The sequence below is a fragment of the Pyxidicoccus caerfyrddinensis genome, assembly GCF_010894405.1.
GTDB classification, from domain to species: Bacteria; Myxococcota; Myxococcia; order Myxococcales; family Myxococcaceae; genus Myxococcus; species Myxococcus caerfyrddinensis.
Genome location: NZ_JAAIYA010000002.1, coordinates 420950 through 447132, shown reverse-complemented (window position 1 = coordinate 447132; position 26183 = coordinate 420950). Strand labels below are relative to the sequence as shown.

Below are 26183 nucleotides of genomic sequence, written 5' to 3'. Positions count from 1 at the left end.
ACCCGTTTTGCACCACACACACCGGGTGTCTGTGTTTTAACCCAGACGGCAATATTTTCGTCTGGTCGCATTTCATCGCACCGCCTCGCTTCGTCACACTTCCCTTACCTGCCAGCAACAGCGTTTTTGTTTGTCATCGCTGGAACCGGTGGGCGCCACGGCGACCGGCCACAAGCCGGCCGCTTCAAGCGGGGGGAGTCATGCGTCCTACACCAGCAGTGCAGTCTGTACGTGGAAGCCGTGTCAGCCGTGAGTGGAGCCAACGCTGGCTCACCTGGGGACTCCTGGCACTGACATTGGGAGTGGGAAGCGCAGGGTGCGGCCCAGCGGACGTGCCCGACACAAGCCCCGACGCGAGCCCGGGAGACGAGCTCGGGGTGGTGCTCGCGGCAGAACAGACAGACAACGGCCTGTCGACAAATGGCCTCTCCACCAATGGCTTGTCGACAAATGGCCTGTCAACCAATGGCTTGTCGACAAATGGCCTGTCAACCAATGGCTTCAAGACGTGGTTCAACCAGGACGTCACCACCGCCAACGCGGTGATGCAGTACGTGGTGAAGTGCGCGGTGCCGGCGGGGCAGACGCGCAGCTTCACCAACCCGTTGACGGGGGTGACGTACACCTGGGCGGGCAGCCTGGGGCTGGCGACGGCCTGGGCCTCGGGCTCGACAGCGACGGAGCTGGAGCAGGAGGTGGTGTCCGCCTGCCTCGCGGCGCACACCAACAAGTACGGCATCCACATCCCCATCTCCGTGCAGGGCCGCACCGCGCAGGGCGCGGTCATCCCCTACACGAGCTCGGAGCTGTCGACGTACAGCGAGCAGGAGGCGTGCTTCTTCGGCAACCTCTTCGACGGCACCGGCATCTTCGCCGCCAACGACCGGGCCTACCTCAGCGCCGCGGAGAGCACCTCGCGTGCATGCGGGCTGTCCTCGAGCGCGACGTCCTCCGAGTGCCCGCCCATCGTCCACGTGGGCTCATGCGAGAGCCTGTGCGAGCGGGCCGGCACCACCTCTGCCCCGAAGCCGTACTACCTGCGCTGCACGTACGGCGGGAAGAACTACCGGCCCATCGTCACGCGCATCCAGCCGCAGGAAATCTTCCGGTGTGGCGACGGCACGTGCCAGTTCACCGAGAAGTGCGGTACCGGCACGGCCTACAACAGCTGCCAGTCCGACTGTGGCACGTGTCCACCCTGAGCGGTGCGAGGCCCTGGCGTGCCTCCAAGCCCGCGCCGCGTGTCTCGTGACGCCGCGCGGGCCCGCGTCCTCTCAATCACAAGCGCACTCCCGTCGGAGCGGCCCCTCCGGCGTGTTGCGCTGCGAACACCCTGCTGCCCCCGCGCCCGATGCCCCACGGGACAGGTGAAGACCTCTCAGGTTTTGATATGTCGAGAGCATTCCTGGGGTTGTATGGCGAAGCCTCCAGCACCTGGGGGGCCGGATGAGCACGGAACACATGCTGGAAGCGCCGGCGGGCACCGACATCGCCGGCTTCGCGGTGGACGGCCTGCTGGGCGTGGGTGGGTATGGCGTGGTGTATCGGGCCACGCGGGGCACGGAGGTGGTGGCCCTGAAGCTCCAGTCCCTGGAGCACCTGGGGGTGTGGGCGGAGCGGGAAGTCTCCCTCCTGCCCCGGCTCGAGCACCGCAACGTGGTGGGCTTTCGCGAGTGCGGCCTGCACCCGCCGCAAGCACCGCAATGGTGCTACCTGGCGATGGAGTACGTGCGGGGCCGCACGCTGTCGCGCTGGGTGGAGGAGGAGAACCCGGGCGCGCGGCGGGCGGCGAAGTTGTTGCTCGGCCTGGCACGCGGGCTGGAGGCGACGCACGCGGCGGAGGTGCTGCACCGGGACATCAAGGAGTCCAACGTCGTGGTGCGGGAGGAGGACGGCGAGCCGGTGCTGGTGGACTTCGGCGTGGGTGCGCGCGCCGGAGCGCCGCGGCTCACCGCCGGGGTGCTGCCGCCGGGCACGCCGAGGTACCGCAGTCCCGAGGCCCTCGCCTTCCAGCGCGACAGCCGCCCCGGTGCGCGGTACGTGGCCACGCCCGCGGATGACCTGTATGCGCTGGGCGTCGTCTTCTACTGGATGCTCACCGCGCGCCACCCGTTCGCCGGAGCCGAGACGCCTGCGGAGGTGGAGGCGGTCATCTCCGCTGTGCCCGCCGCGCCCCGGGCGCTCAATGCGCGGGGGCCATGGGAATTGGAAGCGCTGTGCCTGCGACTGCTCGCGAAGCGGCCGGAGGCGCGCGGCACGGCGAAGGCGCTGCGCGAGGCACTGGAGGTGGCGCTGGCCGGAGCGGATGCGCGCTGGGACGTGCCACTGTGCGAGGCGCACTCGGAGCTGCCCTCTCCCGATGGCCACCCCGAGTCGCTGGAGGCGTGGCTTCCGGCCCGTGAGGCGTGGGAGGAGGAGGTCGCGGACCGCGACGGCCCTCCGCGACGGGGCCGGCATGCGCGGACGCGGCGGTGGGAAGAAGCGGTGCCGCTGGAGGACAGGCCGGCGTTGAGGGTTCGTGCGCCCCTGGTCCCCGAGGGAACGCCTCCAGCGAGCGTCATGTTCCGCGCCACGGCGGTGCTGGGCATGGCCGTGGGGCTCGTGACGGCGGTGCTGATGGCGCTCGAGTGGCGCCCCTCCGTGTGGCTCTCGGAGCTGGCGGGCACCCGGCCCGGCCGGGACTCGGCCGTGGCTCCAGTGAAGACGCCCGAGCCTCCAGCCCTGAAACCACAAGCCCGCCAAGGTGTGGCGCGTGCCCCGGACACAGCCGCTGTCAGTCCGGGACCTGTCTGCACCCACCACCGTCCACCAATGCCCTGCGCTCACGTGAGCGGCACCCTCGAGGCGACCCTCCACGGGCCTGATGCCACCACTCCCACGCATCGGGCTTTACTACTATCTCCAGAATTACCGGGAGAAGGCGCATGGCCGGCGGTTGCAACCGAGGTGGCGTGGATGCCCGAGCCGTAGCGGCGTTGGCGTTGGTGGGGCTGGTGCTGCTGTCGGGCTGCCAGGGCTGGGGTGGCCAGCGGCTCGAACCGTGGCTGGAGAGCACCCCGCTGCGCTACCGCCCCGCTGGAGCTGCTGGCCTGGCTGCATGACCGGAGCGAGGAACAGCTGGCGCGCGAGGAGCCGAAGAGGTGTACCTGCGCTTCAAGGTGGCGCGGGTGCCGTGGCTCACGGAGCCCTTGAGCCAGAGACCGATGGCGCTCAGCGGTCGCGGCAAGGTCCAGGTCCGGTGGTATCCCTGAGCGAGCAGACATGGCACCCAGACACCTCCACACCTCCCTGCTGCTGCCACCAGGACCTCCTTCCTCGGACGTCATGCGTGAGCTCGTGGAGCTCATGTTCAACGAGTACCGCTGGTTCCGACCCGTGCACTTCGGACGGGCACTCATGGTCGGAAGCCTGGACGCCGCCGACCAGGACTACAGCGCGCTCCTGACCTACTTCGAGGAGTTCCAGAACATCACCATCACCGCACACACGGACCGGGACTACGTGATGGTCTTCCCAGCGAAGAATGCCGCTCCGCCCTTTGCGGGAAAACTCATCTGGGGAACCTCCATTACCGAGGCGAAGGAGCCTGGATGGAGAGGCGCGCACCTGCATCAGGTGGCCGAGGTCATGAAGCTGCTGGACTCCCCCCTGGCCCAAACAGCAATGGCCGAGGACAGGGACCGAAAGACCCTGCGGCTCATCCCCAGCCCTGACGGCTTCGGCTCCATCGAAACCTCCACCGTCCAAGACCCCAGCGAAGGCCTCGCCGGACTCTACTGGCGCAACTTCTTTGGACCGCCCTTCGTGCGCATGTTCGGAGATCGCCTCCAGTCGTTACCGCCAGACACCCACCAGGAGCTCGGCGGCGGACGCGTCCTCGTCCAGCCCTACGCGCTCCCCACCCAGGCGATGACGCCGGAAGGGGACGCCGCCGAGCAGCGCCTCATCACCGTGCTCGGCCCGGAGTGCTTCTACGACCACCCGCGGCACCGGAAGCCCACCCGCCTCCCGGAACTTTCCCTCCCCACGCCATGAGTCCCCGCGCGCCTCCATCCACGGGGCACCGGAGCATCCCATCGACAACGCTCCGGCACACCGCCTGAGAACCACCTGACAAGAACCCGAGCAGGGTAGCGGGGGGCACGCTGGTTCCTCACCTCTGCTCCCTTGCCGCCACCCCCTTCCCGGTGTTGACTGCGCGGGTCTGCCGCGACTTCCGGGCCTCGTTGTAGGCAGGCACCGACCGCCGGAGCAGGATGTGATGACGCTACGAGCGAGGGTGTTGCTGATGGCGGCGGTGGCGCGGAGGCGCGGGACGCTCCGGCGTGCCTTCGACGCGGTGCACGGCCCCACCGGCCGTCCCCGTCGCGAGGACACCACGCTGCTGGAGGACACGGTGCGGGAGCGGACGGCGGAGCTGGAGGCCGCCAACGCCAAGCTGTCCCGCAGCCTGGAGCAGCTTCGCGCCACCCAGGCCCAGCTGCTCTTCGCGGACCGGCTGATTGCGCTCGGGCGCATCGCCGCCGGCGTCGGTCACGAAATCAACAACCCGCTCGCCTTCATCCTCAGCAACCTCGAGTACATCCACCAGGAGCTGCAGCAGAAGGCCCAGCTGTCCGAGCAGGAGCGGCAGGAGGTGCTGGAGGCCCTCGCGGAGACGCGCGACGGCGCCGAGCGCATCCGGCTCATCGTCCGTGACCTGCAATCACTCTCGCGCGCCGAGGACGTGGGCACCGGCCCGTCGGACCTGGCCTCGGTGCTGCGCACGGCGGCGAAGATGGCCACGCACGAGCTGCGGCCCCGCGCGCGCCTGGTGGTGGAGTGCGAGGGCGTGCCGCCGGTGCAGGGCAACGGCTCGCGGCTGGGACAGGTGTTCCTCAACCTGCTGCTCAACGCGGCGCAGTCCATTGCCCCGGGCAACGTGGAGGAGAACGCGGTGCGCGTGGTGGCCCGGGCCGCCCTGCCCGACCGCGTGGAGGTGGAGGTGAGCGACACCGGCTGCGGCATCTCCCCCGAGCACCGCGAGCGCATCTTCGACCCGTTCTTCACCACCAAGCCGCTGGGCGTGGGCACCGGCCTGGGGCTCGCGGTGTGCCATGGCATCATCACCTCGCTGGGCGGCACGCTGACGGTGGACAGCGCGCCGGGCCAGGGCAGCACCTTCCGCGTCACGTTGCCCGTGGCGGGCGCCTTCGCCCAACCCTCGCGACCCCAGGCGGACGCGGCGGCCTGAGCACGCCTCGGAGCGCCAGCTCCGCGTCCAGCGTCTGCGCCACGCTCGCGTCGTACCGCGTCATCCCCACCATGGGTGGCGCGTACAGGTGCAGCGACACGGCGCCATGACGGGATGCGTTGTGGATGCGGTGGATGGTCTCCGCGCGCTCCAGGAGGAAGTCCCCCTCCCCCGCGGCCGAGCGCTCGTCGGGCAGCAGCCGATCTCCGCCCCAGGCGTAGCGCGTCTCCTGGAGCTGGCCGCGCACCACCCAGGACACCCCCGAGGAGCCGCCGTGGTCATGCACCCGGGACACCTGGCCCGGCAGCCAGCAGACGAGCAGCAGCTCACACGCGTCCGTCCGGTCCAGGACGCGCCGCGCATAGCCGGCCGCGTCGTAGCGGACGAGCGACTCGAGGAGCCGCCAGTCGGGTCGGCTCGAGCGGAGCCGCTCCACCAGCCAGTCCAGGGAGGGCACGTCGCGGGCATACTCTGGGAGCGACCAGCCGAGCAGGTCGGCGGCCCTGGGACAGCCCTCGCTTCCTTCCTCGCCGGAGTGCTCGCGCATGGTGACCTCCCGGGTGTGCGTCGGAGTGTGAGCATCGTCTCCGACCCTGGCCAGGGTGGATTGTCACCTCGTTACCTGTGACGCCTGGACAGTGGGCAGCCTCCGAGGGTGCCCCCGAGGCGGACACGACATACGATTGCGGCGTGCGAGCACAGCTGGGTTGTTGGGATGTGGCCATCGTAGGAGGAGGGGCCAGCGGAACGCTGCTGGCGTTGAACCTCCTGAAGAACGCGCGTGCGCCTCTCCGCGTCGCCTTGGTGGAACGGAGCGGACGGGTGGGCCGGGGCCTGGCGTACTCCACGGACAGCTCGCGGCATCTGCTCAACGTCCCCGCGGGGAGGATGGGCGCCTTTCCGGACGATGCGGAGCACTTCCTGCGCTGGATGCGGCGCGAGGCCCCCGACACGGCCCCCGGCGACTTCGTCCCGCGCCAGCGCTACGGCCACTACCTGGAGTCGGTGCTGCGGGACTTCGTCGCGAGCGCGCCGACGGGCATCCACCTGGAGGTGGTGGCGGAGGACGTGGTGTCGGTGCGGGAGGACGCGGGCCGGGTGACGCTCTCGCTGTCGGGCGGCGGACAACTGGAGGCGCGCACGGCGGTGCTGGCGCTGGGCAACGCGCTGCCGGCGGACCTGCGGGTGCCGGACGGCGGGCTGTATGCGAGCGCGCGCTACCACCGCTCGCCCTGGGCACCGGGAGCGCTGCTCGACGTGGGACGCCGGGACACGGTGCTGCTCATCGGCACGGGCCTCACCATGGTGGACACGGTGCTGTCGCTGGAGGAGCGCGGGCACCAGGGCATCATCCACGCGGTGTCCCGGCACGGGCTCTTGCCGCACGTGCACCGGCGCGGTGCGCTGAGCTGCTCGACGACGTATGCGTCGCCCGGCATCCGGGACGTGCTGCGCGCGCTGCGCCAGGAGGTGATGCGCGAATGCGAGGAGTGGGAGGGCGCCGACGGCCGCATGCACCCCATTCCCATCCGCATCCGCGCGGTGCTGCGCATCATGCGCCAGGAGGTGAAGCGGGCGACGGACGCGGGCGCTGACTGGCGGACGGTGGTGGACGCGCTGCGCCCGGCCACGGTGCCCCTGTGGCACCGGCTGACGGAGGGCGAGCGGCGGCGCTTCCTGCGCCACCTGCGCTCACACTGGGAAGTGCACCGGCACCGGATGGCGCCGAGCATCGGCGACACGGTGGAGCGGCTGCGGAGCGAGGGCCGGCTGTTCCTCCACGCGGCGCGCGTGCGGAGCTTCCGGCTGGAGGAGGCGGGCGTGGAGGCACGCCTGCGGCCGCGCGGGGACACCCAGGAAACGGTGTTGCATGTACAACACGTGGTCAACTGTACGGGGCCCGAGGGCGCCATCACCCGGGGCCACCCGCTGCTCAAGGCGATGGCGGAAGCGGGGCAGGTGAGCCCGGACGTGCTGGGCATGGGGCTGGCGACGGACGGAGACGGCGCGCTGCTGGACTTGAGTGGCCGGGCGTCCGGGCGGCTCTACACGCTGGGCCCGCCGCGCCGGGGCGAGCTGTGGGAGACGACGGCGGTGCCCGAGATTCGCACCCAGGCGCGGGCGCTGGCCGAGCACCTGCTGCAGCGACTGGGGCCCGCGCCCGTGACGCGCGCGCCGGTGGAGCTGGAGCACGGCGGGGTGCCGCTGGAGCGGTGAGCGGCGGGCCGGGATGAAGGGGGCGGGAGGACGCGCCTCGGGACTTCCGGCGCGCTGCTCGTGCGGAGGGCGCCCGGACAGGCGGTGAAGTGCACCAGGAGACAGGTGCGAAGTCCCGGTGCACTGCATTTCGTGAGACCCTCGGGGCGCCTTTCTGGAGTCCCCCGCTCATGTCCTCCCCCCGCCCCCTCCTCGCCCTTGCCGGCGGCGTGCTCGCCATCATTCTCGCGAGCCTTGGAGGCGTGGCGTACGCGACGCTGCGCACGCGGCCGCTGGCCGAGCGACTGGTGCGGGATGTGGAGGCGATGGCCCGGACCCGCTACCCGCGGCCTTCGCATGTGACGCCCTCGGTGCCCGGGACGTTCGCGCAGCAGGTGGCCCCCGAGCTGGAAGAGGTGCTGCGGCTGTACTCCGAGCGGCCCGGCGCACTCGGGGCCGGGGCCTCCGGGTCTCCGTGCCTGGGCGTCATCGAAGGTCGGGAGCCCGTCTCCGCGATGCCTCCCGCGTGCCGCGAGGAGTGGAAGAAGGGGCGGGAGCTGGTGGCGCGGGTGCTGGCGGCCACCCACGCGGAGGAGGGAGGGCTTCCGGAGGAGCTGGGAGACCTGGCGTCACCGGAGCACCCGTACGCGGTCAAGGGCCGGCTGGCGCTGCTGTACCTGCTGCAGTTGGCCGCGCTGGAGACGCGGATGCGGCTCGCGGAGGGGCAGGTGGCGCAGGCGGTGGACACGTGCCTGGACACGTTGGCGCTGAGCCGGGAGCTGACCCTGGGCGGGGGGCTGATAGGGCAGCTGCACTCCGCGGCGGGACATGGGCTCGTGTACCGGCCCTGCGCGGAGGCGCTGGATGCGGCGCCCCTGGAGCGCAAGCGGGCCGCGGTGGCGCAGCTGTCGCGGCTGGCGGAGGGCTTCCTGCCCTGGTCGGAGATGCTGAAGCAGGAGTCCGTCACGATGCAGCTCCTGTACTTTGGTGAGCTGATGCCCGCGGAGCTGCTGGCCGCGCTGCCGGAGGGAGCCCGGGAGGTCGCCACGAAGATGCCGGATGGGAAGCGCGCCCCGGCCAATCCCGTCACCGCCCGGCTCATGTGGCGGAAGATGGTGGAGGGGTACGACGCGCTGATACCGGCGGCGGACCGCGTGCCCGAGGCGCGGCAACGGGCCTTCGAGGCGTTCGACGCACGGAGCGCCAGCGAGCTGTTCTCCGTCGAGGGCCCGAGTGGCGCCAACTACGGCAGGTTCGCGGAGCGGGTGGACCAGGCCCGGCTCCAGCACGACGCACTCATCGCGCTGGTGGAAGCGGACCTGAAGCGCACGGAGGAGGGGCGCTGGCCGGAGCGTGTGACGAGCCGGGCCCACCGGTCCTTCGTGCTGGAGTCCAGCAACCTCGGCGAGGCCCGGCTCAAGCCCTGCGCGCCCTCGCTGGCGGAGCAGGCGCTGCGGGTGACGGCGGATGTGCCTTCCGGCGCGTGGGTGCGGCAGACGCCGTGAGGCTGTGCGCGGGGCGGCTGCATGTCAGCCCCACGCACTACCTTTCGCGTCGTGCTCGTCATAGACTACCCACTTGAGCAGCTCTACTCGGACCAGGACTTCGACTGAGTACGTGAAGCCATGAGGGCGGAGCACTATCAGCTCGGGTTGGGTGAGTCGGGGAGGCTGAAACTCCGCGCCACCGCGCTGCTCGCCGAGGGTGACAGCGCGCGGACCTTCGAAGCCGCCGCCCTCCTGCATGACGCCGCGCGCGCCGAGGCCCGGGCGCTCCTCGCCCTGGAGCACCCCACGCCCGAGGTGCGCCTCGCCTCCGCCGTCGAGCAGTGCGCCTGCTTCGTGGAGGGGCTCGACCCCGTGCTGGCCGCGAGGTCCTGGGGACACGTGCTCGACGCCGCGGGCAGGGTGCCCGACGCGGTGGCGGCCCCGATGCTCTCCCGGCTGAAGCCCCGCTACTTCCGCCTGGAGTCCGCCTTCGGCGGCGCCCTGCGCAAGTCGCCGCTCGTGGCCCGGCACTCCGGAAGCCTGGACCTGCTGCGCGGCGGAGAGCGGCAGCGCTACGCCCGCGAAGTCGCACTGCTGCTCGCGCGCTTCCCTGGGACGCCGTGGCTCTGGTGGGCGTCCTGCAGCATCGAGCATGTGCGCGGCCGTCCCGGTGCGGCCTGGGACGCCATCCAGCGCACGTGCAGGCTCGAGCCGGACAGTGGCCACTACGACGCCGTGCGCCTGTGGCTCATGCCGCGCGCGGTGCCGCCGAAGCAGGTGGACGCGTACCTGTCCGAGTCCTACGCGGACATCCACCGTGCCTCGCCCGAGGTCTGTCTCGTCTACGCCCTGAACGAGATGGAGCTCGCCCGGCACGCGTCCTCCGCGAGCACGCCCCGGCTGGAGCGCGCCTTCGAGGCCGTGTTGCAGGGACGGAGCCGGGCCCAGGCGGAGACCTCCGTCGGCCAGTACCTGCGCGCCGCGCAGCTCCTGCTGAGCGAGCAACTCAAGGGCGGCGAGCCCACCATCGACCTGCTCTACCGCGCCGGGCTGGGAGACCTCATCGTCGCGTCGTCCGCCGCCAGCCGCAGGGACCCCTTCCGACTCCTGAGCCAGCAGGTCAGCCAGGTCATCACCCGCCACGCGGCCTGAGCTCCCTCGCCCCCTCCGACCCCAGGCAGGCAGGCCGCGACCGCCAGCCTGTCCGGGTGCGACGCGAGGGCTACCTTCCTGGCGGACCTCACACAGCCGGGGAGCGAGCATGGGCCTGTTGGCACACACGAGTCTGCGCCTCGCCGAGCGCGCGGGAAGTCGCCGCGCACTGGAAGGACTGGGCGGGCTGCCCATGGGCGCGCTGCGCAGCACGTGGCACCAGGTGAACGACCTGCGCATCCACACGCGCGTCTCCGCCCAACCCGTGCCGGGCCGCGCGTGGAGCGTCGTCCTCCTCCACGGCCTCGTCGCATCCAGCACGTACATGGTGCCCACCGGCATGGGCCTCGCGCCGTACTTCCGCGTCTACGCGCCGGACCTGCCCGGCTTCGGCCGCAGCCAGAAGCCCCGCCGCCCGCTCGACGTGGCCGGCCTCGCGGACTCGCTCGCCGCGTGGATGGACGCCGCCGACCTCGAGCACCCTGCCCTCGTCGCCAACTCCTCCGGCTGCCAGTTCGCCGTGGACTTCGCGTCGCGCTACCCGGAGCGCTGCGGGCCGCTGGTGCTGCTCGGGCCCACGCTCGACACCCGCCACCATGGCACCCCGAAGCAGGTGGTGCGCTGGCTCGCGGACGGCGTGCGCGAGCCGCCGTCCCTCAACGTCATCATGGCGCAGGACTACCGCACCTTCGGACTCCTCCGCGCCCTGCGCTCCATCCGCTCCGCGCGCAAGGACGTGCCCGAGCAGAAGCTCCCCCACGTCCGCACGCCCGTGCTCGTGGTGCGCGGTGCGAAGGACCGCGTCCTCCCGCGCACCCGCGTCGAGGCACTGGTGCAAAGCCTCCCCCAGGGCCGCCTGGAGGAGGTCCCCGGCGCCGGGCACACGCTCAACTTCAACGCGCCGGAAGCGGTGGTGAAGCTCATCCGCCGCTACCTCTACGAACTGGAGGCCCGCGGCGAAGCACAGCCCTGACTCAGGCCGACGACACCGCCACCGAGCCCAGCCCTTCCACCGTCAGCTGCACCCGGTCCCCGGGCCGCAGCATGTGCGCGGCCGTCGCTGCACCCGCCAGGACGATGCTCCCCGCGGGCAGCACCTGCCCGCGCTGCGCCAGCAGCTCGCAGAGCTGGATGACCGACACCACCGGGTCCCCGGAGATGGCGTCCGAGCGCGCCGCCTGCACCACCTCGCCGTTGACGGACATCTTCATCTCCAGCCGCGTCAAGTCCAGCGCGCGCGGCGGGTGCTCCTCCGTGCCGAGCACGAACAGCGACGACGACGAGTTGTCCGCCACCACGTCCGGCAGGGAGAAGTACTTGAAGTCCCGGTAGCGCGAGTCGAGGATTTCCATCGCCGCGAAGACGGACGCGCACGCGTCCAACACCTGCTCGCGCGTCACCTTCCCGCCCAGCTCGCGCGAGGTGCGGAAGGCAATCTCCGGCTCGATTTTCGGGTGGATGCCCTGCCCCACCTGGATGACGCCGTCCGCCGGCACCTGCATCCGGTCCGTGAGGACGCCGTACACCGGCGAGTCCAGGTTCATCTGCCGGCGCTTCGCCTCCGACGTGAGCCCCATCTTCAGGCCCACCACGCGCTCACCCCGGGACAGGCGCAGGCGGATGCCGCCCTCTTGAATGGCGTAGGCGTCCGCCAGCGCGAGCTGCGGCAGCTCGCGGGTGAGCGGCGCCACCTCGCGGCGCTCCAGGCGCGCGGAGTCCAACGCGCGGGCAAGCTCCTCGTGGTCCACAGGTGCGGTCATCCCCGTCCCTCTCTCTGGTCAAACGTGGCCGGCGAGCTTCTGGCACCCGCGCGCGGGCGCGCAAGCACGCCGTGCCGCACTGTCAGCGGTTGAAGGCAACCAGGGTCATGAAGGCCAGAAGCGCCAGCGTCCCCAGGGCGACGAGCCCGTACGCCCCCACGCTCACGAGCCGCGCGTTCCCCGGCACACCCACGCGGCCCAGCCCCCGGTAGACGACGGCGATGCCCGCCAGGAAGGTGGCCGCCGTCAGGGCGAGCGTCACCATCATCCCGAAGCCCGCGCGCGCGCCCATCGCCTTGCCCGCAATCAACAGCCCCACCATCAGCCACGCACCGGAGATGAAGAGACTGCCCGCGAAGGTCGCCGCCGCGACGAGCAGTCCCCGGACGGCGATGTTCATGACGGCACCACCCGGTCCAGGGTCAGCGGCTCCAGCACGCGCGCGTCCGGGGGGGTCACCATGAGCAGGCAGGCTACCCGAGACGCCTGGAGGACTCACGGCGCTCCGCGTGAATATTGGCCTTCGCCCACCGTCCTGCTGCATAACGTCGGTGCCCCTGGCCGGGCGGGCTCACTCTGCTCAAGGAATCTCTTCATGCGACACACTTCTTGGATTGTCTCGGCAGTGCTGCTCACGGCGACCGCGGCGAGCGCCCGGGACCAGGACGGCCACGACGGCGGTGACGGCTACCACGAGCACGACGGCTTCTACCTGCGCCTGCAGGTGGGCGGTGGCTACAGCCGCGCTTCCGTGGTGGGCGAGGACCTGGCCATCAAGGGCGGCGCGGCCGGCATCAACGCCGAAGTCGGCGCCGCGCTGACGCGCAACTTCATCCTCTACGGGAAGCTCTTCGGCACGTCCGTGCCCAGCCCGGACATCGAGGTGGGCGACGTGACCATCGAGGGCCAGGACGAAGACGTGAGCCAGAACTACGGGGCGCTCGGCGTGGGCTTCACCTACTACCTCATGCCCGCCAACGTGTACCTGTCCGGCGCGCTCTCGTTCGCCCAGCTCACCATCGACGAGGACGGCGAGAAGATTGCCGAGACGGACGTGGGCGGCGGCCTCCACCTGGGCATCGGCAAGGAGTGGTGGGTGAGCAAGAACTGGGGCCTGGGCGTCGGCGCCGAGCTCGCGCTCGGCCGGGTGCCCGAGAAGGACGACAGCCTGAAGTGGAACGTCGTCAACGGCATGGTCTTCCTGTCCGCGACGTTCAACTGACGGCACGAGGGGGGCGGCCCCGTGCCGCCCGCCTCAGGCCTGCTGGTTGAGGTTCGCCGCGACGGAGCGCACGGCGAAGCGGGGGCTGAAGCGCACCATGAATGCGCCCAGCGAGTTGAGCGCGCCGTGCACGGAGAGCACGCGCCCGCGCATCATCGCCGCGTAGGCGTGGGCGGCCACGTCCGGCGCCTTCGCCACGCCGGAGCGCTGGAACAGGCGCGACTTGTCGTTGCCCGCCCGCTGGGCGAACTCCGTCTGCGTCGCGCCGGGGCAGTGGCACGTCACCGTCACCCCGGTGCCCTTCAGCTCGAACGCGAGCGCCTCCGACAGCGACATCACGAAGGCCTTGGTCGCGTAGTACGTCGCCATGTACGGCCCGGGCTGGAAGCCGGCGGTGGAGGCGATGTTGAGGATGCGCCCGGCGCCGCGCTCGCGCATGGGCCGCGCGAACAGGTGCGTCAGCTTCAGCAGGGCGGTGCAGTTGACCTGCACCATCTCCGCCTCACGCGCCAGGTCCTGCTCCAGGAACGGGCCGGCGGAGCCGAAGCCCGCGTTGTTGACGAGGAAGTCCACCGTCAGCCCCTTCGCTCGCACCGCCTCGAAGAGCTTCTCGGGCGCGTCCGGCTGGCCCAGGTCCGCCGGCAGCACGTGGGCCTTGCCCCCGTGCTCCTTCTCCAGCTTCGCCGCGAGCGCCTCCAGCCGCGCGGCGCCGCGCGCCACCAGGATGACGTCGTGTCCGTCCCGGGCAAAACACTGCGCGAACTGCTCGCCGAGTCCGGCCGAGGCGCCGGTGATGAGAGCCACTTTGCGCGACATGGTGTTGCCTCCTGGGGCACCTTATATCTTTTGGCATTGCATTCATGCACGCGGGCGGGAAAGCCTTCCCCCATGTCCTCTGAAAAGACCGACGTGGAACTCGAAAGTCCCCAGCTCGCGCGCGACGGCTTCGACGTCGCCAGCTTTCGCGACCTGCTCGCCCGCCTCAAGCGCGGGGAGCTCGCCGAGGCCGCGGCGCCCACCAGCGCGCTGCAGCCGCTCCACGAAGGCGACGTCCAGCCCCTGCCCCGCCCGGGCACGCCCGCCTACGAGAAGTACCGCGCGCGCGGCGAGGAGGCGTTCCGCAAGGGCCAGGTGGCCGCCCTCATCGTCGCCGGCGGCGCGGGCACGCGCTTCGGCGGCGCGGTGAAGGCGCTGGTGCCCGTCTACGGCGACCGCACCTTCCTGGACATCAAGCTTGAGGAGGGCCGCCGCCTGGAGGAGCGCTTCGGGCGCCCGGTGCCCATGGCGGTGATGACGTCGTACCTCACGCACGACGGCATCGAGGAGCACCTGAAGAAGACGGGCCAGACGAAGAACGTGCACCTGTTCCGCCAGCGGATGCTGCCGCGCCTCACCGCCTCGCACGAGCTGTGGCGGGACGCGGAAGGCCAGCTGTCCTTCGCGCCGTCGGGCCACGGCGACGTCTTCCGCGCCCTGCGCGAGAGCGGCGTGGGCGAGGCGCTGCGCAAGCAGGGCGTGCGGCACGTCTACTTCTCCAACGTGGACAACCTCGCCGCCACGCTGGACCCGGCCGTCATCGGCATGCACCAGGAGCTGGGCAAGCAGATGACGGTGGAAGTCACCCCGCGCGCCAACCCCGGCGGCGCGCTGGACGCGGGCGCCGCGCCGGTGCGGCTCAACGGCATGCTCCAGCTCGTGGAGAAGGTGGACCCGACGAAGCACGCCACCATCTCCACCAACAACATCACCTTCGATTTGGAGCCCCTGCTCGACAAGGCCATCCCCATCCCCTACCGCGTCGTCACCAAGAAGGTGGACGGCCAGTCGGTGATTCAGCTGGAGCAGGTGACGGCGGAGGCCAGCAGCCTCACCCGGCCGGACGGCCAGCCGCTGCTGCCCGTGACGTTCATCGAGGTGGAGCGCGTGGACCCGGCCATCAGCCGCTTCGAGCCGGTGAAGGCCCCGGAGGACTTCCCCCGCGTGAAGGACCGCCTCCGGGCGCGGATGGGGAGCTGACGCGGCTTCTCAGCGTGGGAGGACCACCTCGAAGCGGCTGCCCTGTCCGGGCGTGCTGTGGACGTGGACCTCCCCGCCGTGGGACTCGACAATCTGCCGGGTGATGTAGAGCCCCAGCCCGAGCCCCCCGTAGTGCCGCTCGCTGACGGCGCGGCCGAAGCGCTCGAAGATGCGCGACAGGTGCTCGGGCGCGATGCCGATGCCCGAGTCCTCCACCACGATTCGCACGTGCGCCTCGTCTCCGGAGAGCGACAGGTGCACGGGCTTGCCCGCGCCGTACTTGAGCGCGTTGGTGAGCAGGTTGGTCACCACCTGGTCCACCCGCAGCCTGTCCCAACTGCCGCGCATGTCGTCCCGCGCGTGCAGCGTCACCGGGCACCCGGCCTGGTTGGCCGGGAGCGAGAAGCGGGACACCACGTCGCGCGCCAGCTCGGCCAGGTCCATGGGCTCGCGGTCCAGCGTCAGCCGCCCGCTGGAGATGCGGGACACGTCCAACAGCCCGTTGACCAGCGCCGACAGCTTCGTCACCTGCCGCTGCACCACTTCCAATTGAGAGGCCACCGTCGCCGTGGGGATGGAGGGCGTGCCCTTCTGCGTCTCCCGCCGCAGCGACTGGAGGCGCAGCTGCAGCGGCGTGAGCGGCGTCTTCAACTCATGGCTGGCGATGGAGAGGAACTCGTCGCGCAGGAGCACCGACTTGCGGGCCTCGCGGTAGAGGATGGCGTTGTCCAGCAGCAGCGCGGCCCGGCGCGCGAGGTCCTGCGCGGTGACCAGGTCCGCCTGCGTGTAGCGCCGCGAGGGCCGCACCGCGAGGAAGGTGAGCGCACCCAGCGAGCGCCCCCGCGCCAGCAGCGGGACGGACATGATGCAGTGGAAGCCCACCGCGCGCATGACCTCGTAGTGCCGCTCGCTCACCGACACCTTGCGCAGCCACGCGTCGGAGACGTCGTCCACCAGCACGGACTCGGCGCTGCGCACCACGCGCGTGGTGGGGTGATTGGAGCCGGGGGCGCCGGGCGGGAAGTCGCGCGCCTCCCGGGCGAGCGCCTCGGCCCCGGCCTCCGCGTGCGCCACCGACATGCGCTGCACGATGCCCGAGTCGTCCACGACGTCCACGAAGCACCAGTCCGCCATCGTGGGCACGGTGAGCCACGCGAGCGCATCGAGCGTCGCCTTCGGGTCGAGCGAGGAGGAGGTCAGCACGCGGCTCGCCTCGGAGAGGAAGGCCGCGCGCTGCTCGGCGGCCTCCGCCAGGGTGCGCGCCGCCTGCTCCTCGCGCAGCAGCCGCTCCAGCTCGCCCTCGCCATTGCGCGCCGGAGAGAGACGGGTGTTGATGCCCACCCATTCACGCGCGGTGCCGTCCTCGTTCAGCAGCGGCACGCCGCGCGCCAGGGTGGAGAAGTACGAGCCGTCGCTGCGGCGCAGCCGGTACTCGCACTCGTAGTTGCCGCCCATCAGGGCGGTGCGGCGCACCACGTCCGCCACCCGGGCCTGGTCCTCCGGGTGGATGGCGGACATCCATCCCCAGCCGGCGTACTGAGCATGCTCCTGCCCGGTGAAGTCGCCCCAGGTGGTGCACAGCCGGGTGATGGCGCCCTGCGCGTCCGCCGTCCACACCACCTGCTTCGACGCGCGGACGAGCGCCTGGAAGCGCTCCTCGGACTGGTGGAGCTTCTTGCGCAGGGCTGCGCGCTCCTCGCGCAGCCGCACGGCCTCCAGCGCCATGCCCGCCAGGTCCACCAGGCTGTTGAGCGCGGCCTCGTCCTCCGGCGTGAAGTCCTTCCCGGACTCCGCGTCGAAGACCTGGAGGGTGCCCGTGGCGCCCTGCAGGGGCACCGACAGCCAGCCCCGCGACGGGGCCGGGCGGGCCTCCCAGGAAGGGAGCGGCTCGCGCCCGCCGTGCTCCAGCCGCAGCCGCGTCTTCTCCGTGCGAGGGGGCGGCATGCTGGAGCCCGGGGGTGGAACCGAGTAGCCGCCCCACGCCTGGTAGGCCTTCGACAGCGACGTGGCGAACATGCCATGCGGCCGGCTGGCGTCGGCCCCCACCGTCACCGTGGCCTGGTGTGCCCGGACCAGACCGCGCGCCGTCTCCGCGAGGAGGAAGAGGGCCTCCTCGAGCGTGGGCGCGGTGGAGAGCGACCGTGGGCCTTCCTCCTTGGACGGGTCCTGCGGCAAGGGCACGGCGGGTTCCATGGGCATGTTGAGCGAATCCCCTTGGGTCAGAACCCCCACGGGACGCGTCCACCTCCGCCAGGGCCGCGCCGGGAAGGGGCTGGCCGCCCACCAGCCGGGCAGGCGCGCCCGGGCCGCGGACTCATCGCGTGTCGAGGACCCCCAGGTCCAGCTCGCGAAGGCTCGCCGGCTCGGCGACAACGTCAATCTGTACGACCTTCCCGTGCATGAGCGTGAAGCGCAGGGCGCGGAGCAGCCGGCCGCGAGGGGCCACGATGAGGCCCACCGCCCCATCCACGAGCGCGGGCCGCGCGTAGACGGCGCCGCGCGACACCTTGAGCGCCAGCGTGGCCGCGGTCCGTGCACCGCGAAGCTCCGTCGGCACGCCCGGCGGGACGGAGGCGCTGTCGGCACGGAGCACGACGTCCGGGTCCAACACCGCGAGCAGCGCGTCCAGGTCCCCGGCGCGCAGGGCCGCGAGGAAGGCGTTGACGGCTTCGCGCTGGGGGGCGAGCTCGCCCTCGGGAATCGCGGCGGCGCCCTGCACGCGGCGGCGCGCGCGGCTCGCGAGCTGCCGGGTGGCGGCCGGGGCGCGCCCGACGATGGGCGCAATCTCCTCGAAGGGCAGGGAGAAGAGGTCGTGCAGCACGAAGGCGACGCGCTCGGCGGGCCCCAGGGTGTCGAGGACCACGAGCAGCGCGAGGCCCACGGAGTCCGCCATCAGCGCCTCCTGCTCGGGGGAGGCTCCGCCCTCGCGGTTGACGAGGGGCTCGGGCAGGTGCACGCCCTGGGGTTCCTCGCGCCGGGCCTCGCGGGCGCGCAGCAGGTCCATGCACACCCGAGAGACGACGGTGGTCAGCCAGCCCCCGAGGTTCTCCACGCCGCTGGTGTCGGCGCGGCTGAGCCGGAACCAGGACTCCTGGACGGCGTCCTCCGCCTCGCCCAGCGAGCCGAGCATCCGGTAGGCCACCCCGCGCAGGTGGGTTCGGTGCGCCTCGAATCGCTCCGCCAACCCCTTTTGCTCGTCCATCGGTCACATCTCCTTTTCGCGATTCGTCATCCCTGTGAAAGCCCGATGAACCCCGAAGGAGATGGCCATGCAAGCACGAATGAAGAACCCCGCGATGCTCCACCCCGAGGCCCTGCAGGCGCTGATGGCGCTGGCGAAGGCCTTGAAGCAGGGCGGCGTGCCCGCACACACGCTCGAGCTCGTCCACCTGCGCGCCAGTCAAATCAACGGCTGCGCCTTCTGCGTGGACCTGGGCGTGCGCGAAGCCCGCAAGGCGGGCGAGACGGATGAGCGCCTCTTCGCGGTGGCGACGTGGAGGGAGTCGCCGCACTTCAACGACGCCGAGCGCGCGGCACTGGCGTTCGCCGAATCCGCCACCCGGCTCAGTGACCGCCCGGACCCGGTGCCCGACGACGTCTGGAAGGAGGCCGCGCGGTACTACGAGGAGCCCGCGCTCGCGCAGCTCGTCATGTACGTCGCCATGGTCAACATGTTCAACCGCATCAACGTCCCCACCCGGCAGGTGGCCGGCTCGGGCTGGTGACGAGAGCCGCCGGGGCGCGTCAGGGGCCGGGAGGCGCCGCGAGCGGGAGCTCCACCGTGAACGTCGCCCCCTGGCCGGGCATGCTGTCCACGAGGATGCGGCCACCGAGCCCGCGCACCACCTCGCGCGAAATCCACAGCCCCAGCCCGAAGCCCCCGTAGTTCTCCGACACCGCGCGCTCGAACTTCTCGAAGATGCGGGGCTGGTCCTCGGGGGCGATGCCCATCCCCTCGTCGCGCACCACGAGTAGCGCGTGCTCCCCATGTCGTTGGATGGAGACGTGGATGGGCTTGCCGGGCCCATACTTCATGGCGTTGCCCAGCAGGTTGTCGAGCACCTGCTCCAGGCGCACCCCGTCCCAGCTCCCCACCACCGGCTCGGGTGCCTCCAGCGTGTATTCACACTTCACGCGCGCCAGCTCGTCCTTCCACCGGTCCACCGCCTCCACCGTGAGCGCGGCCAGGTCCACCGGTGCACGGCGCACGGGCAGCCGGCCCTCGGACATGCGGGACACGTCGAACAGGTCCTCCACCAGCTTTGCCAGCCGCTGCAGCCGCGCGTTGGCCGTCTCCAGCTTCGTCACCCAGGACTCCACGTTCGCGGCCCGGGTCGGATTCTTCAGCGCGCCGAGCAGTCCCTGCATGTAGAGGCGCATGGGCGTGAAGGGCGTGCGCAGTTCGTGCGAGGCCACGGCGAGGAACTCGTCGCGCTTGCGCAGCGCGGCCTGCGCCTGCTGGTACAGCCGCTCGCGCTCCTCGGAGAGGGCGTTCACCTCGGAGAAGCCCCGAGCATTCTCCAGCGCTGCGCCGGCCAGGGTGGCGATGTACTCCGCGATGGGGAGTTCCTCCGGCCCGAAGGCTCCGGCCAGCTTGTGGTTGGTGACGCGGAAGACGGCCGCCACCTCCCCTCGCACCAGGATGGGGGCGCACAGCACCGAGCGCTCCTCCACGCAGCCCGCGCGCTCGAGCTCCTCCGTGGAAGGAATGAAGGGACGTCCGAGTTCCAGGGCCCGGCGCATGAAGGAGCTGAGCCGGTCATCGGACACAGCGGGGATGAACGAGCCCTCCGGAGTGACTTCGACGAGCACCGGGTCCTCGCCGCGCAGCAGTCCCGACACGGCCTCGCGCACGGCCGAGATGACCGCCTCTCGCGTCAGTGCCGAGGCGATGGTGCGCCCCGCCGCCAGGATGCGCGGGAACCGGTCCACCAGGGACAGGCTCGCGGGAGCCTCGGCGACGGTGGCGGGTTCCAGCGCCGCGCGCATCGGCCGCAGTGCCTCTTCGCCGTCGGCGGCATCCATGGCTGCCTCGGGCCACCCCACGACCGCTCCCACCTGGGCGCGGGCGAGCAGCGTCCGGGCCCGCTCGTAATGCATGCCGAGTCGCTCGGCGATGGCGAGGCTCCGGCCGAAGTACCGGCGGGCCCGGGCATTCCGTCCTTCCATCGCCGCAATCAGTCCCAGCTCGCGGAAGATGCTCGCGAGGTTGTTCTGGAGGGGCTGCGGGCGACGGCACTCGCTCCGGGCAATGGCCCTGGCCTGGCTCAACAGTCCAGCGCGGACGGAGAAGGCCCACGACGGCACATGGGCGGCCTGTTCCCGAATCGCCCCCACGCGTTGCGCCTGGATGAAGGACTGGAGCATGGGGATGGTCAGCCTCAAGTCCTTCAGATGCAGCATGGCTTGTTCGAAGACCGCCACCGCCTGCCCGGGCTCTCGCACCCGGAGGAGCCGGCCCCCCTCGGCGAGCAGCAGTGAGACCCTGCCAAGCCCGGGGCCATACGCGACGCCCTCGACGGGACGAGAGAGTTCGGCCGCGATGACCTCACCCGGGATCAATCCGTCCGATGCCAACGACCAGAGGGCGAGCGCGAGGCCGCACACGCGACCGTCATCGAGTTCCCTGCCCGTACGGTATTGGGCCTGCCCCTGCGCGACAGCGGCCGTCAGGTCTCCCATCATGTAGAACGCGATCCCCAGATGGTATTGCGCATTGCCTACACGCCACTCATGACTTGCGCCGGCGCGCTCGCGGAGCTGCACGGAGCGCAGACCGGCCTCGACGCTCTCCGCGTACCGTGCGCACTGGAGCAGCGTGACCTGGTACAGGTACTGCGTGTCGGCGTGCTGATAGGCATCACCGAACTCCTCTCGCAAGGCGAGCGCTCTCTGGAAATACGTCCTCCCCCGAGCCAGGGCGAGGTTCGCCAGTAAGGTGGGCACCCAGGGGATGGCCTGGGTGGACAGTGCGAGCGTGGCGCCCTGGTTCGCATAGGCTGTCGCCAACTCCGGGCTGGGAGCATGCCGCTCGGCGATGTTCAATCCGCGCATGTGGGCCCACCAGGAGGCAAACAGCGAATACCGCCGGGTCGAATAGACGCTCATGAGATGCGTGAGCAGTTGTGCCGCGAGCAGCGCCTCCCCCTCCAGGGGAGGCAACGGTCGGGCCCGCCACTTCAGCAGGAGCGCATGTACCATGTGGACGACGAGCGCCCAGAGCAGGAGGACGGCGCGGGACAAGAGTCCGGCCGGCACTCGCTGTCCGATGAGGCGGAGCGCTCGTTCCAACCTGTCATAGCCGGCCAGCATTTCGAACCGGGTGAACGCGACCTTGCTTCGATGTCCCTCGATACGAGCCCGGTCCAGGCGTGTCGTGGCGAAGCACTGCGCCCGCGCGTAGGTCGGCTCGGCCTCCTCGCTTCCGCGGATGCGCAGGACGTCACCCAGTCCCTCCAGGATGACAAGCTTCGTCGCGTCGTCCGCTTCCACCGCACCACGGTCGGCCAGTCGGTAGTAACGCTCGGCGACGTCCAGGGTGTGCTTGCTTCGGGCCACTTCCGCTGACTTCAAGGCGTGGGGCCACGCACGCTCCGGCGCTCCCGCCGCCTCGAAGTGCCAGGCCAGCTCGAAGCTCCCCTCGGGAGCCCGGCGCTCCAGCTCCAGCGCGGCGGTGAGGTGCAGCGCCCGCTGCTCCTCCGCAGGGAGTTGCTCCAGCAGGGCCTCCCGGATGCGGTCGTGCGCGAAGGTGTACCGCCCCATGGGCGGCACCGCCCACAGGAGGTGCCGCTGCCGGGCATCCTCCAGCGCGACGGCGGCCTGCTCCGGGCTCCGCTGCGCCAGCACCGCGGCCAGGTCCACCTCGAACTCCCTCCCGAGGATGGCCCCCGCCGCAAGCAGGGACCGCGCCTCCTCCGACAGGAGCGCCAGTCGGCCGAGCAGCAGGGACGCGGCCCGCCGCGAGGAGCGCACCTCCGCGAGCCGCTCCGGCACCACGCGCCACCCGGGAGCCTCGGGCTCCAGGGCCCCGCTCTCGACGAGCCCTCGTACGATGGCGGCGGCCATGAAGGGATTGCCCTCGGAGAGCCGGACCACGACCTCCATCGCCTCGTCCGGAAGGCGCCCCGCCATGGACTCCACCAGGTCCTGCACGTCCGGAGGGGCGAGCGGCGCCAGGGGAACCCGGAGCATGGGCGCCATGCGGCGGAGCGGGTGTCCCTCGGGCACCGCTTCCGTCCGGAAGGCAGCCACCACGGTGAAGAAACGCTCGACCCCCGGTACCTCCGCCGCCGATGCGGAGAGAGAAGCGAGCAGCTTCAAGGTCAGCTCGTCAGACCACTGGCAGTCGTCCAGCAGCACGAGCGCCGGGGTCTCCGCGTCCCCCAGCACGTCGAGCACCGCCGCGAGCGCTCGCACCGCGCGACCTTCTCCCAGGCCCTCGGGCCCTCCCGCCTGACACGCGACGACCGGCAGCTTCAACAACTCGCGGAGCTCCGGGTCCCCGGCGCAGACCGCACCGAGGCGCGTTCCCGCGCCCGCGCTCAGGGCCTTGGCCAGCGCCGGTGTCCTCTTCACGGCTGAAGCGAGGTCTTGCAGTACGCCCATCAGCGTTTGCAGCGGCTGCGGAGCCGCCCGGTCGAGGGCCTGTCCACGGAAGACCCTCGCGCCGCGTGACAGCCCCCGGCGCGCCAGCTCGTCGAGGAGCATCGTCTTGCCGCCACCCGACGCGCCCTCCACGAAGACGAGCCCTCCCTGTCCCCGGGCCGCCGAGGACAGGGCGCCCTCCAGTGCCTCCACCTCCGGAGCCCTGCCGATGAAGGAGGGCTCGGTGAGCCGAAGGTGGCGCTCGGTCCTGCCCACCACCACGGCCGGCTCGGTGAGGCCGCGCGCCAGCTCCGAGGAGATTTCCTCCAGGTCTCGGAGCGCCCCTTCCGCCGACTGGTAGCGCTCGCACGGCTCCTCACGCAGCAGGTGCTGCACCACCTGCTCCAGCGCGCGAGGCACGGAGAGTCCCCGGGCACGCAGCTCCGGGACGGTGCGGAGGTGCTGCCGCAGGAGCCTGCCCAGCGTCTCCCCGGGAAATGGGAGCGCCCCGGCGAGACTCTCGAAGAGCATCAGCCCCACGGCATAGAGGTCCGAGGCGGGGCCCGGCACGGCCGTCACGAGCCCGAGCTGCTCGGGGGCGAGGTGCTGGATGGCGGTGAGGGGGAGCGCCAGCAGCGAGGGCTCCCGCAGGTCCTCCAGCGCGAGCCCGAAGTCGATGAGCGTCGCATCCTCGAACGTCCCCTCCGGAGCGATGACGACGTTGGAGGGCTTGAGGTGGCGGTGAGGCACCCGCTGGGCATGGGCCTCGCGCAGCGCTCGCAGGAGTCCTCGCCCGAGCAGGAGGGTCTCCTGGAGCGAGAGCGGGCCTTTCGACAGCCGCTCCGCCAGCGTTCCGGTGGGAGCGTCACGGCTCACACGGAACAGCCACTCCCCTTGAAGACCGCTGTGCAGGGGCGGTGAGAGCCAGGGGCTGTGGAGCTCGCGTAGGGCGTCGTCGTCTCGCAGCATGCGCTCGAAGGCCCCCACCTTGAGCGCGTGAAGCGGTGCCGTCTTCACCACCACCGGTGCACGGGTGACGAGGTCCTTCCCACGCCAGGTCTGGAGCGCTCCCTGTTGGTGAAGACACTGATGCTTCAGGAATCGCCCCTCCAGCAGCAGGGAGGAGGTGTCCTCCCTGCCAGGGGTCCGTTCGCCGCTCGTCTGCATGTGCAAGGCCTCCAACGGCCTTTAAAGACAGACAGCACCTGACGGAGATGTGACGCGTCCCGCACTACGAGCCGGAGCCCGCCGCAAGGTCGGCGTCCTCAGGGGCCACTCTCCCTCGTCCGCGTCGAGGCACGGACACGCCACCTGAGCGCTCTTCAACAGGTACAGGCGCCTGGGGGCATGTCCGGCGGGCATGCCTTCGGTCATCCTGGGCTCCGCCGTGTCACGGGAAGGGGGCGCTCATGTCGCAGCCGCACGAGGAGGCTCCTTCCCCTCGGGAAGCTTCACCTCGGGACCCACGTCGGTCCGTCTGGCGGGATGCACGCGCGGCCCTCTCGCTCGTCTTCAGCTCGTCGCTCGGCTTCTTCATCCTCACCGCCCTGGCCTTCTTGGCGGCCGACCTCTTCCTGCTGGGTCCCAACCTGCAGCACCTGGCCTTCCTGGGCTCACGGCAGCCGGGGGTCTGGCACATCTTCCTCTCGATTCAGCCAGCACTCTGGGTCGCCTATTGCTTCATCCTCTGGGGCGAATTCAAGAACCGTCCGGTCTGGCCGGGCACGCGGAGGGAGCGGATGGCGGTCCTGTTCTGCACCTCCGTCGCCCTCGTCATCCTCAGCCTGCCCATCGTCGCCCAGGTCCTCAGCTGGCGGGGGAGCCCCGCCATGAAAGTGCTGAGCACCCCTCCGATAGCCGCGTTCAATGCGAGGGTGCACATCCTGACCCTCTTCGGGATGGCGGTCCTGGCACTGCACGCCCTGGGCGTGTTCTGCGTGCACGTCCAGCTTCTCCGCCTGTCGCCAGCATCCCCGTCCCAAGAGAGGGAGCCCGAGGCAGGAGACCTCGATGACGCCGTGCCTCGGTACCTGCGACTCCGGGCTCAACTGAGACTGTTACTGGGCCTCGCCGCGCTCAACATCGGCACGTCGATGCTGAGCATCGGCATCTCGCGCAACCTGCTCAACGAAGCCTTTCCCTCGCGTCCCGAGCTGTTCCCGGCAGCACCTGTCGTGGGCTTCGGCATCTACTACACAGGGCTCATCGCCAGCGTCTATGTCCCGATCCGAAAGACCCTGAGGAACGTGGGCGAGGCCCTCGCGGAGCGGCTCGTCCGACAATCCCTCGGGCCCCACGCGCCCTGGAAGGCGTGGTCCGAGGAGCTGCAGGCCGCGCGCGCATACCTCGGCATGCAGGAGTCCGCATTCCAGGAGCTCCAGCAGGGCCTCGCCGTGCTGGCTCCCCTGCTCGGTGGCCTCTCCTCGCTGTTGCTCAGCCCGGGTGGTTGACCGCCGCCTACGCGCTGGGGGCGCGGAGGAGTGCTTCCCGGTGTGCGTGGACCCACGCCTCGAAGGAAAGCCAGCCGACTTCCGGGAACTCCCGTCGCAGGGCGTCGATGTCCGCGCTGAAGCCCGTGCGCGCCATCCACGCGAGGGTGGCCGCGACGTTCTGCCCCTGCTCGCCCTGGGCCGGGAAGGACGACAGGGGCAGCGCGACGGGCTGGATGGAGTGCCCCAGCTCGCGTGAGAGGATTTCAGCGGCCTGAATGCCATCGAGCTCGTCGCCCGCGAGGTCGAACCTGCGCCCGAGGAACGGCTCGCGCCGCTCGAAGGCGAGCGCACAGAAGCGCCCGATGTCCTCCACGGCGATGTACTGGACGCGCCGCTCCACCGGCATCCAGCGGGAGAACGTGCCGGCACGCAGGGCGGACAGGCTGAAGGGCGTGAGGAGATTCTCCAGGAAGTACACCGGCGCGACGATGGTGAAGGGCACGCCGGAGCGCGCCAGGTGCTCCTCGACGCGGCGCTTGCTCTCGAAGCTGGGGACGCCAGTGCCCCTGTCCGCGTTGCACGCGGAGGTGAGCACGAAGTGCGCGACCCTGACCTCGCGCGCCGCATCGACGAGCGCCAGGCCCTTCATGGCCTCGGCGGCAATGCCCTCGAAGGGCGTGGTGACACCGAAGACGGCCTCCACGCCCGCCATGGCGTGCACCAGGGACGCGAAGTCCTCGAAGCGGCCCGGGACGAGCACTGCCCCGAGGCGCTCGAGCTCACGGGCGGCGGGCGCCTCCGGGAAACGGACGAGCGCGCGGACCCGGTGGCCCCGCTCCAGCAGGCAGCGAGCCACGGCGCCGCCCTGCTGTCCCGTGGCCCCTGTTACGAGCACCTTGCGTGGTACCGACATCACGTGCCTCCCGCGCGCGAACCCCGCAGCGCATTCCCTCTTGGGGAGAACGGCCCGCGGATGTGACGGGGGCCCCCACCAGCATGGCTGCTGCCCCTCAGAAGGAGCCGTCCTGGGACGACGCGTCATCCCCAGGTACACGAGTGGACGGCGCGTGTCCGTGGCGCTGGTGACAACCCCCTCGGTTT

At 71.1% G+C, this 26183-nt stretch carries 21 protein-coding genes; 13 read left to right on the top strand and 8 right to left on the bottom strand.

Annotation, left to right across the window (positions count from 1 at the left end; genetic code table 11):
- Positions 1 to 200 precede the first annotated feature (200 nt).
- The 5 genes from G4D86_RS05425 (at position 201) to G4D86_RS05405 (ending at position 5233) form a co-directional block, all read left to right on the top strand.
- Positions 201 to 1202 carry a hypothetical protein gene (locus G4D86_RS05425; RefSeq protein WP_163990177.1) on the top strand — a complete coding sequence of 334 codons (1002 nt, stop codon included), beginning with the start codon at positions 201 to 203 and terminating at the stop codon, positions 1200 to 1202.
- Between the two features lie 244 nt (positions 1203 to 1446).
- A complete protein-coding gene (locus G4D86_RS05420) occupies positions 1447 to 2970 on the top strand; it encodes a serine/threonine-protein kinase (RefSeq protein WP_163990176.1) in 1524 nt (507 codons plus the stop codon).
- Entirely contained in the window at positions 2952 to 3101 is a 150-nt protein-coding gene (locus G4D86_RS05415; RefSeq protein ID WP_163990174.1) for a hypothetical protein, read from the top strand. The genes G4D86_RS05420 and G4D86_RS05415 overlap by 19 nt, the downstream gene beginning before the upstream one ends.
- Positions 3102 to 3261: 160 nt before the next feature.
- A complete protein-coding gene (locus tag G4D86_RS05410) occupies positions 3262 to 4035 on the top strand; it encodes a hypothetical protein (protein ID WP_163990172.1) in 774 nt (257 codons plus the stop codon).
- 226 nt (positions 4036 to 4261) lie between these two features.
- Positions 4262 to 5233: a sensor histidine kinase gene (locus tag G4D86_RS05405; RefSeq protein WP_163990835.1), complete on the top strand. Its 972-nt coding sequence runs from the start codon at positions 4262 to 4264 to the stop codon at positions 5231 to 5233.
- On the opposite strand, the gene G4D86_RS05400 is transcribed toward G4D86_RS05405, so the two are convergent.
- Positions 5169 to 5780 (bottom strand): cysteine dioxygenase, encoded by a 612-nt coding sequence (locus G4D86_RS05400; RefSeq protein ID WP_163990170.1) that lies wholly within the window; start codon positions 5778 to 5780, stop codon positions 5169 to 5171. The two genes, G4D86_RS05405 and G4D86_RS05400, sit on opposite strands and share 65 nt — an antisense overlap.
- A gap of 143 nt (positions 5781 to 5923) precedes the next feature.
- Here G4D86_RS05400 and G4D86_RS05395 point away from each other — a divergent pair, with 143 nt between their 5' ends.
- The 4 genes from G4D86_RS05395 to G4D86_RS05380 all read left to right on the top strand — a co-directional run bounded on the left by G4D86_RS05395 (position 5924) and on the right by G4D86_RS05380 (position 11041).
- Entirely contained in the window at positions 5924 to 7450 is a 1527-nt protein-coding gene (locus G4D86_RS05395; RefSeq protein WP_240360056.1) for an FAD/NAD(P)-binding protein, read from the top strand.
- Positions 7451 to 7620: 170 nt separating this feature from the next.
- Positions 7621 to 8934 (top strand): hypothetical protein, encoded by a 1314-nt coding sequence (locus G4D86_RS05390; protein ID WP_163990168.1) that lies wholly within the window; start codon positions 7621 to 7623, stop codon positions 8932 to 8934.
- A 120-nt stretch (positions 8935 to 9054) separates the two neighbouring features.
- Positions 9055 to 10068, top strand: a complete 1014-nt coding sequence (locus G4D86_RS05385) for a hypothetical protein (protein ID WP_163990165.1) — start codon at positions 9055 to 9057, stop codon at positions 10066 to 10068.
- 109 nt (positions 10069 to 10177) lie between these two features.
- Positions 10178 to 11041, top strand: coding sequence for an alpha/beta fold hydrolase (locus G4D86_RS05380; protein ID WP_163990162.1), 864 nt, complete (start codon positions 10178 to 10180; stop codon positions 11039 to 11041).
- Position 11042: 1 nt separating this feature from the next.
- On the opposite strand, the gene G4D86_RS05375 is transcribed toward G4D86_RS05380, so the two are convergent.
- Positions 11043 to 11828: a 2-keto-4-pentenoate hydratase gene (locus tag G4D86_RS05375; RefSeq protein ID WP_163990160.1), complete on the bottom strand. Its 786-nt coding sequence runs from the start codon at positions 11826 to 11828 to the stop codon at positions 11043 to 11045.
- An 82-nt stretch (positions 11829 to 11910) separates the two neighbouring features.
- The gene (locus G4D86_RS05370) at positions 11911 to 12228 is read right to left on the bottom strand and encodes a hypothetical protein (protein WP_163990159.1); all 318 of its coding nucleotides are present in this window, start codon (positions 12226 to 12228) and stop codon (positions 11911 to 11913) included.
- Positions 12229 to 12423: 195 nt separating this feature from the next.
- On the opposite strand from G4D86_RS05370, the gene G4D86_RS05365 reads away from it, so the two are divergent.
- Positions 12424 to 13050: an outer membrane beta-barrel protein gene (locus tag G4D86_RS05365; protein WP_163990158.1), complete on the top strand. Its 627-nt coding sequence runs from the start codon at positions 12424 to 12426 to the stop codon at positions 13048 to 13050.
- 33 nt (positions 13051 to 13083) lie between these two features.
- Here G4D86_RS05365 and G4D86_RS05360 read toward each other — a convergent pair whose 3' ends face one another.
- Positions 13084 to 13866 (bottom strand): SDR family NAD(P)-dependent oxidoreductase, encoded by a 783-nt coding sequence (locus tag G4D86_RS05360; protein WP_163990156.1) that lies wholly within the window; start codon positions 13864 to 13866, stop codon positions 13084 to 13086.
- A 72-nt stretch (positions 13867 to 13938) separates the two neighbouring features.
- Between G4D86_RS05360 and G4D86_RS05355 the strand changes: the two genes are divergently transcribed.
- A complete protein-coding gene (locus G4D86_RS05355; RefSeq protein ID WP_163990154.1) occupies positions 13939 to 15066 on the top strand; it encodes a UTP--glucose-1-phosphate uridylyltransferase in 1128 nt (375 codons plus the stop codon).
- 9 nt (positions 15067 to 15075) lie between these two features.
- Here G4D86_RS05355 and G4D86_RS05350 read toward each other — a convergent pair whose 3' ends face one another.
- Positions 15076 to 17265, bottom strand: coding sequence for a sensor histidine kinase (locus G4D86_RS05350; protein ID WP_163990152.1), 2190 nt, complete (start codon positions 17263 to 17265; stop codon positions 15076 to 15078).
- Positions 17266 to 17380: 115 nt separating this feature from the next.
- A complete protein-coding gene (locus tag G4D86_RS05345; protein WP_163990150.1) occupies positions 17381 to 18268 on the bottom strand; it encodes a sigma-70 family RNA polymerase sigma factor in 888 nt (295 codons plus the stop codon).
- Positions 18269 to 18335: 67 nt separating this feature from the next.
- Between G4D86_RS05345 and G4D86_RS05340 the strand changes: the two genes are divergently transcribed.
- A complete protein-coding gene (locus G4D86_RS05340) occupies positions 18336 to 18791 on the top strand; it encodes a carboxymuconolactone decarboxylase family protein (RefSeq protein WP_163990148.1) in 456 nt (151 codons plus the stop codon).
- Between the two features lie 19 nt (positions 18792 to 18810).
- On the opposite strand, the gene G4D86_RS05335 is transcribed toward G4D86_RS05340, so the two are convergent.
- The gene (locus G4D86_RS05335; protein WP_163990146.1) at positions 18811 to 23817 is read right to left on the bottom strand and encodes an ATP-binding protein; all 5007 of its coding nucleotides are present in this window, start codon (positions 23815 to 23817) and stop codon (positions 18811 to 18813) included.
- Positions 23818 to 24059: 242 nt separating this feature from the next.
- On the opposite strand from G4D86_RS05335, the gene G4D86_RS05330 reads away from it, so the two are divergent.
- Entirely contained in the window at positions 24060 to 25100 is a 1041-nt protein-coding gene (locus G4D86_RS05330; RefSeq protein WP_163990144.1) for a hypothetical protein, read from the top strand.
- Positions 25101 to 25107: 7 nt separating this feature from the next.
- Here the strand turns inward: G4D86_RS05330 and G4D86_RS05325 are convergent, their stop codons facing one another.
- Positions 25108 to 25995 (bottom strand): NmrA/HSCARG family protein, encoded by an 888-nt coding sequence (locus G4D86_RS05325; RefSeq protein ID WP_163990142.1) that lies wholly within the window; start codon positions 25993 to 25995, stop codon positions 25108 to 25110.
- Positions 25996 to 26183: the final 188 nt, after the last annotated feature.